General features: G+C 67.0%; 6 protein-coding genes and 1 pseudogene. 4 read left to right on the top strand and 3 right to left on the bottom strand.

Annotated elements, in window-relative coordinates; all coding sequences use genetic code 11:
• Window positions 1–297 (top strand): annotated as a pseudogene (locus tag ABGB08_RS24930) (hypothetical protein); the annotation flags it as partial.
• A gap of 829 nt (window positions 298–1126) precedes the next feature.
• Here ABGB08_RS24930 and ABGB08_RS24925 read toward each other — a convergent pair.
• Entirely contained in the window at window positions 1127–2350 is a 1224-nt protein-coding gene (locus ABGB08_RS24925; RefSeq protein ID WP_347594220.1) for a bifunctional adenosylcobinamide kinase/adenosylcobinamide-phosphate guanylyltransferase, read from the bottom strand.
• Window positions 2351–2613: 263 nt separating this feature from the next.
• Between ABGB08_RS24925 and ABGB08_RS24920 the strand changes: the two genes are divergently transcribed.
• A complete protein-coding gene (locus ABGB08_RS24920) occupies window positions 2614–2820 on the top strand; it encodes a hypothetical protein (RefSeq protein ID WP_155346879.1) in 207 nt (68 codons plus the stop codon).
• Window positions 2821–3080: 260 nt separating this feature from the next.
• Here the strand turns inward: ABGB08_RS24920 and ABGB08_RS24915 are convergent, their stop codons facing one another.
• Window positions 3081–4079: an aldo/keto reductase family protein gene (locus ABGB08_RS24915; protein ID WP_155355850.1), complete on the bottom strand. Its 999-nt coding sequence runs from the start codon at window positions 4077–4079 to the stop codon at window positions 3081–3083.
• Window positions 4080–4191: 112 nt separating this feature from the next.
• Complete coding sequence (locus tag ABGB08_RS24910; RefSeq protein ID WP_347594230.1) at window positions 4192–4761, bottom strand: DUF3043 domain-containing protein; 570 nt, start codon at window positions 4759–4761, stop codon at window positions 4192–4194.
• Window positions 4762–4954: 193 nt separating this feature from the next.
• Between ABGB08_RS24910 and ABGB08_RS24905 the strand changes: the two genes are divergently transcribed.
• Window positions 4955–5743 (top strand): PspA/IM30 family protein, encoded by a 789-nt coding sequence (locus ABGB08_RS24905; protein WP_347594218.1) that lies wholly within the window; start codon window positions 4955–4957, stop codon window positions 5741–5743.
• Window positions 5740–6018: a hypothetical protein gene (locus ABGB08_RS24900; protein WP_347594216.1), complete on the top strand. Its 279-nt coding sequence runs from the start codon at window positions 5740–5742 to the stop codon at window positions 6016–6018. Before ABGB08_RS24905 ends, ABGB08_RS24900 begins: the two co-directional genes overlap by 4 nt.
• The last annotated feature ends 10 nt before the right edge of the window (window positions 6019–6028 follow it).

Genomic DNA, 6028 nt, shown 5'->3' with positions numbered 1-6028 from the left:
GGCTTCAACGCGTCCTGGAACAACTCCAGCAACCCGGCTCCGGCGTCGTTCGCCCTGAACGGCACGGTCTGTACGGGTACGGTCCCCAGCCCCACACCCCCCCCAAACCCAACCCCCACCCCCGGCGCCAACACCATGGCCCACCCCGCCACCCGCCGATCCACCTCCCGCACCCGCACGGGAAACACACTCAACATCCCCACCGCCAACAACCACCCCGCCCAAACCACCCGCATCATCCCCTCACATCCCCAACAACCAGAACCGAAGCCCCCAAGCCCTCCGAGCGGCGGCTGAGGTCTTCCCTCTTGCCGCGTGAGGATCCGCGCACTCCAGGCTGCGGGAGGGAGGCATGACCGTCACCTCCATGGGACGGGAGGTCGGCAACACCGAGGCGTGCGTTGCGGCTGGCTTGCCGCTGCGGGGTGGGGCCGAGTCTTCCGGGATGTAGGTGGGGGGTATGGCCGTCACCTCCGTGAAGGCGGGAAGTCGGGGACGCCGAGGCGTGCGAGTGGGCGTGGCTCGCAGCCAGGGGAGCTCCTGATGACCACTCCCACTTCCGGCTGCCGCCCGTGGAGGCGACGGTCGTGGCCCTCCCACATCCTGGAGCGCTCGGCTCCTCACCCGGACCCCCGGCCACGTAGCTCGTACCACGCGGACACCCGATTTCTGGTCGGCGGTCGGCCCTAATGGCCACCCGCCTGGAGGGACATGACCTGAGCGCTGTGGTGACGGCCGTGAAGATCGCTGGCGATGACTGAGAACCGCTGATGGCCAGGGCGATCGGCGCCGTGCGCCGCCTTCGTCGGCCCACGCCATCGTCATCCTGGCCCCCACCCCACAGTGGAGACGGGCACATACCGGGATGTGAGATGGCCGCCAGCCATCGTGTCACGTGCCTATGCACGGCGACCCCTCCGTCCGTGGAGCAGGAGAAACCGATGGCCGCTAGCACGGGAATTCCATGGCGGGGCAGGAGATGGGTCTTCCACCTTGGGACGCGAGGAGGTGAGCACAGCGCTGAAGGGTGTGGGAGGGGGCACGGTTTCACCTCCGCGGGGGTGGAGGGGGCACGACCTTTCACGTCTGCGGGGCAGGTGGTGAGGCGTTGGGGTGGGGAGGGGTGTCAGGTGGGGAGGGGGGTGATGCGGCCTGCGGTTATTAGGGCGGATTCTTCGGATTCGGTGGTGAGGTGTTGGTTGAGGGTGCCTAGGAGGTCGCGGAAGAGGCGGCCGCTGGGGGTTGAGGGGACGATGCCTTGGCCTACTTCTTCGGTGACGGCGACGATGTGGGCGGTGGTTTGGCGCCAGGCTTTGAGGAGGTTGGCGCATTCGGTGTGGACTGGTTCGGGGCCGGCGGGGGGCCAGGCGTTGTGGGCGTCGATGGTGGCGGTTAGCCAGGTGCCGAGGCCGTCGATGAGGAGGACGCCGGTTTCTGTGGTCAGGAGGTGGGTGAGGTCGGTTGTTTCGAGGGTTCGCCAGTGGGCGGGGCGGCGGGCCTGGTGGGCTTTGAGGCGGGCTTGCCATTCGGGGTCGTCGTGGCCGGGGGAGGCGGTGGCCACATACGTCACCTCGGGTTCGGCGGCGAGGCGTAGTTCGGCTTCGGCGGATTTGCCGGAGCGGGAGCCGCCCAGGAGGAGGGTCCGGCGGGGAAGCGTTCGAGGGCGCACGCGATCTTGGGGGGCTTTCGTGTCCAGGACCGTTCCGTCCGGGACGGTGATCGCTCCCCAGAATCGAAGCCTGCGCTCCAGTTCCGCTTCTGAGGGCGCCCGATGGTCGAGACCGACCGCCACAATCTGAGTGGCCTCGTCGACCAGACCACGACGCCGCAGGTCGCCCAGATGGTCGGGTCGCTCAAGAAGATCGATGAGCACGATGTCGTAAGGCTCGGCGCCCGGCGCGTCGGTCCGATCAAGTCCACCCCGTCCCTGAGAGAGATGGGGTCTCTCAGCGCCCGGCGCGTTGGTCCGGTCAAGGACATCACGTCCGTGAGGTCCCTTAGTTCCTGGTGCGTTGGACCCGTGATCGTTGGCCGCGTTGGCCCTGTCATCGTTGGCTCGGTCGCCGTCGGTCCGGTGGCCGTTGGCTTGGCTGGTGTTGGCTCGGTGGGCGTTGGGCTGGTCAGTGTTGGATCTGTCGCCGTTCGCGAAGAGCAGGCGGTCACCGTCGGGGGCGATCACGGAGTCGCCGTCGGGGGTGCGGGTCAGGTCGTGGTGGGTGAGCGGGATGTTGTCGTCGATGACCACGGAGAACGGGCGTCGAGGGGTCGTGACCCGGCCGCAGGACGCGCAGCGGCAGCCCGGTTCCGGCCATCCTCCGGGACCGGCGGTTCCAGTCAGCAGCACCTTCATGAGTCCCCCGTTTCTCGTGCCTCCGCAGGATAGCGGCGGTCCAGGGGGCCAAATCACGCCTGTGGATAACCCCGGCGGGAGGGCGCCGTGAATGGCCTCCGTGTTTGAGGGATATCTCAGCGTTATAGGGTTCGTGGACCCGAGGGTTGTTCAGGTCTGCCGGGCTTGGCCCCCTGCGAAGGGTCCCGGCGGGTTCGGGGGTTCGCGGATTCCGCTGAGTTGTATCCGGGGCGACCCGGACCGCGCGATAAGGAGCGTATGGCATGACATGGCGTTGGCGTTATGAAAACGCGAACGGCGGTGAGGTAACCGATCGTCCCTTGCCGCGGGAGGTCTTCACCAGCCAGGCCGATGCCGAGTCGTGGCTCGGCGAGATCTGGCGTGACCTGCTGGAATCCGGTGTTGAGCAGGTCACCTTGCTGGAAGACGACCGACCGGAATACACCGGCATGTCATTGCGTCCCCAATAGTCCAGAAATAAAAAGCCCACTGGATATTCCGGAAAAGGAATGATCCAGTGGGCTTTCTTGCGTTCAGCAGAACCCATCCGCCGGGAAGCGCAGGGACCGCACGCAGAGGATCCGCCGGGCCGTGCTCAGAGGCCCCTGTGTTCAAGGGGACTCATCCTGCCGGGACCCTCTGAAGCCCGTGCTCCGGGGCTGACCTGAGCCTGGCTCATGGGCACCTGTCCAGGACAGCATGTCCAGAGCGCCATGCTCAGAGCACCTGCTCAGGGGCGGCGGCTGGGGCTTACGGTCTTCGCGGGGTCGCGTTCGACCACGGATCCGAGTGCGTCGTCGATCTGCTTCAGGGCGTCGGCTTCGAGCTTGACGCCCGATGCCTTCACGTTGTCGCGGACCTGTTCCGGCTTGGTGGCGCCCACGATGGCAGAGGAGACGTTCGGGTTCTGGAGCACCCAGGCGACCGCGAGCTGGGCCATGGTGAGGCCGTGGTCGGCGGCGATCGGCTTCAGGTCCTGGACCCGGCGGAGGACCTCGTCGCCCATCATCCGGCCGATGAAGCCGGATCCGGACGGATCGGTCGCCCGGGAACCCTCCGGCGGCGGCTGGCCGGGCAGGTACTTGCCGGTCAGCACGCCCTGCGCGATCGGCGACCAGACGATCTGCCCGATGCCCTCCTGCTCCGAGAGCGGCACGACCTCCGCCTCGATGACCCGCCACAACATCGAGTACTGCGGCTGGTTGGAGACCAGGCGGTCGAAGCCCATCTCGTCGGCGATCTTCACCGCCCTGGCGATCTGGTCGGCCGTCCATTCGCTGACGCCCACGTAGAGGACCTTGCCTTGCCGTACCAGATCGTCGAAGGCGCGGAGGGTCTCCTCCAGCGGGGTCTCCACGTCGAAGCGGTGGGCCTGGTAGAGGTCGACGTAGTCGGTGCCAAGGCGGCGCAGTGAGCCGTTGATCGACTCCATGATGTGCTTGCGGGACAGGCCCCGGTCGTTGCGGCCGGCGCCGGTCGGCCAGTAGACCTTGGTGAAGATCTCCAGCGACTCGCGCCGGATGCCGTTGAGGGCGCGGCCGAGGACCTCCTCGGCACGGGTGCCCGCGTAGACGTCGGCCGTGTCGAAGGTGGTGATCCCCTCGTCGAGGGCGGCGCGCACGCAGTCGCGCGCGGCCTCCTCCTCGACCTGCGAGCCGTGGGTGATCCAATTGCCGTAGCTGATCTCGCTGACGAGCAGACCGCTGCGGCCCAAGTGGCGGAATTCCATTACCGCACCCTACTAACTAGAAAGTCGTGATCTGGACTGCCGCAGCGGTGAGTAGCCTGGTCGGCGGCCTCGCGGCCGTCTATGGGACGGGTTTCTGGTTAGTAAAACAGACTCACTTCTTGACCGGCACCGGCTTACCCCCAGGCAGCACGGTCGGCTTGGGGAAGCGCAGCCTGCGGATCTGCGAGGAGCGCATGGCCGCGTAGAAGCCGACGCCCTTCAGGTTCTCATCGGGATACCTCTGGGCCGCCTCCTTCTTGACCCGGCCGGCCACGTAGAAGGAGCTCACCAGCACCAGAACCATGACCAGCGGCAGCGACATCGTGTAGAGGGTGAGGACCCACCGGCGGATCTCCGGCGGGAACGGGACCATCGACGCCAGCATGATCAGCAGCACGGCGGGCAGGAAATACTGCCCCGGCAACCGGCGCGAGTCGACGAAGTCCCTGGCCAATTTGCGGACCGGGCCACGGTCACGGGCGGGCAAATATTTCTCCTCGCCGCGGAGCATCCCCTCCCGGGCGCGTTCCCGTAGCAGCCGATCCCGCTCCCGGGCCTGCTTGTAGGCGTCTTTGCGGTTGGACGGCGCCGTCACCGGCGACCTGCGGCGCCCCTGCGCCTCGCTCCGCTTGGGGGTTGGACGCCCCTTGGCCGGAGTCCCCTGGGGCCTAAGATCTTCCACAGGGACGGGGGAGTCGTCCGTGGTGGGCTGGGTACGACGTCGGAACACGTTGTCCAGCGTACCGGGAGTGCAACTTAGTGACGCCCCCGTGCGTTATGCGTAGGGTGAACCTAGGCGGTCAACCCGCTTGTCGGGGCAATTGAACGACTGGGGTTACCCCCGCACAACCTTAAGAAGGGGACGGCCGACGCGCATGAGCGTGATGAAGAGACTTTCCATGATCTTCAAGTCCAAGGCCAACAAGGCCCTGGACAAGATGGAGGACCCGCGGGAGACCCTGGACTACTCCTACCAGAGGCAGCTGGAATTGCTGCAGAAGGTGCGCCGGGGCGTGGCGGATGTGGCGACCAGCCGCAAGCGGGTCGAGTTGCAGATCAACCAGGCCGAGGCCGAGGCCGCCAAGCGTGAGCAGCAGGCCAAGGCCGCCTTGTCCTCGGGCCGGGAGGACCTGGCCCGGGAGGCACTGGCCCGCCGGGGCTCGATTCAGACCACGGTCGCCGATCTGCGGATTCAGTACAACAACCTGCAGGGCGAAGAGGAGAAGCTGACCCTCGCCAGTCAGCGTCTCCAGGCCAAGGTGGACTCCTTCCGTACCAGGAAAGAGACGATCAAGGCCACCTACACCGCGGCCGAGGCGCAGACGCGGATCAACGAGGCGTTCTCCGGCATCTCCGAGGAGATGGGGGACGTCGGCCTGGCGATCCAGCGAGCCGAGGACAAGACCGCCCAGATGCAGGCGCGGGCCGGTGCGATCGACGAGCTGCTGGCCAGCGGCGCGCTCGAGGACTTCACCGGGCAGCGTGACGACATCCAGGCCGAGCTCGACCGCATGGGCGGCGGCAGCGATGTGGAATTGGAAATCGCCAGAATGAAGGCGGAGCTGGGACAGGCCCCGGCGCCGAAGAGCGCGATCGAGCCGGGCCAGCAGCCTGCCGGGCAGCAGCACACCCAGCAGATCCGCCAGCCGGGGGAGGCACAGTGATCGTACGCATCATGGGAGAGGGCCAGGTCCAGATCGCCGACGGTGATCTCGACGTCTTGAACACCCTGGACACCGAACTCGAGCGGGCCATCGAGGCCGACGACGAGGCCATCTTCCGCACCAAACTGCACGCGTTGCTGGACAAGGTCCGGCATGTGGGCAAGGCGCTCCCGGACGACTCGCTGGAGTCGTCCGAGCTGATCCTGCCTCCCGCTGACGCCTCGATCGAGGAGGTCAGGGAGATGCTCGGGGACTCGGGGCTCATCCCCGGGTGACCAGGTTCCG

Source organism: Acrocarpospora sp. B8E8, assembly GCF_039871605.1.
GTDB classification, from domain to species: Bacteria; Actinomycetota; Actinomycetes; order Streptosporangiales; family Streptosporangiaceae; genus Acrocarpospora; species Acrocarpospora macrocephala.
This window is presented reverse-complemented; position numbering and strand designations above follow the sequence as displayed.

Excerpts from the sequence above, each read along its gene's own strand:
- ABGB08_RS24925 (WP_347594220.1), bottom strand. The coding sequence starts at position 2,350 with ATGAAGGTGCTGCTGACTGGAACCGCCGGTCCCGGAGGATGGCCGGAA.
- ABGB08_RS24920 (WP_155346879.1), top strand. The coding sequence starts at position 2,614 with ATGACATGGCGTTGGCGTTATGAAAACGCGAACGGCGGTGAGGTAACC.
- ABGB08_RS24915 (WP_155355850.1), bottom strand. The coding sequence starts at position 4,079 with ATGGAATTCCGCCACTTGGGCCGCAGCGGTCTGCTCGTCAGCGAGATC.
- ABGB08_RS24905 (WP_347594218.1), top strand. The coding sequence starts at position 4,955 with ATGAGCGTGATGAAGAGACTTTCCATGATCTTCAAGTCCAAGGCCAAC.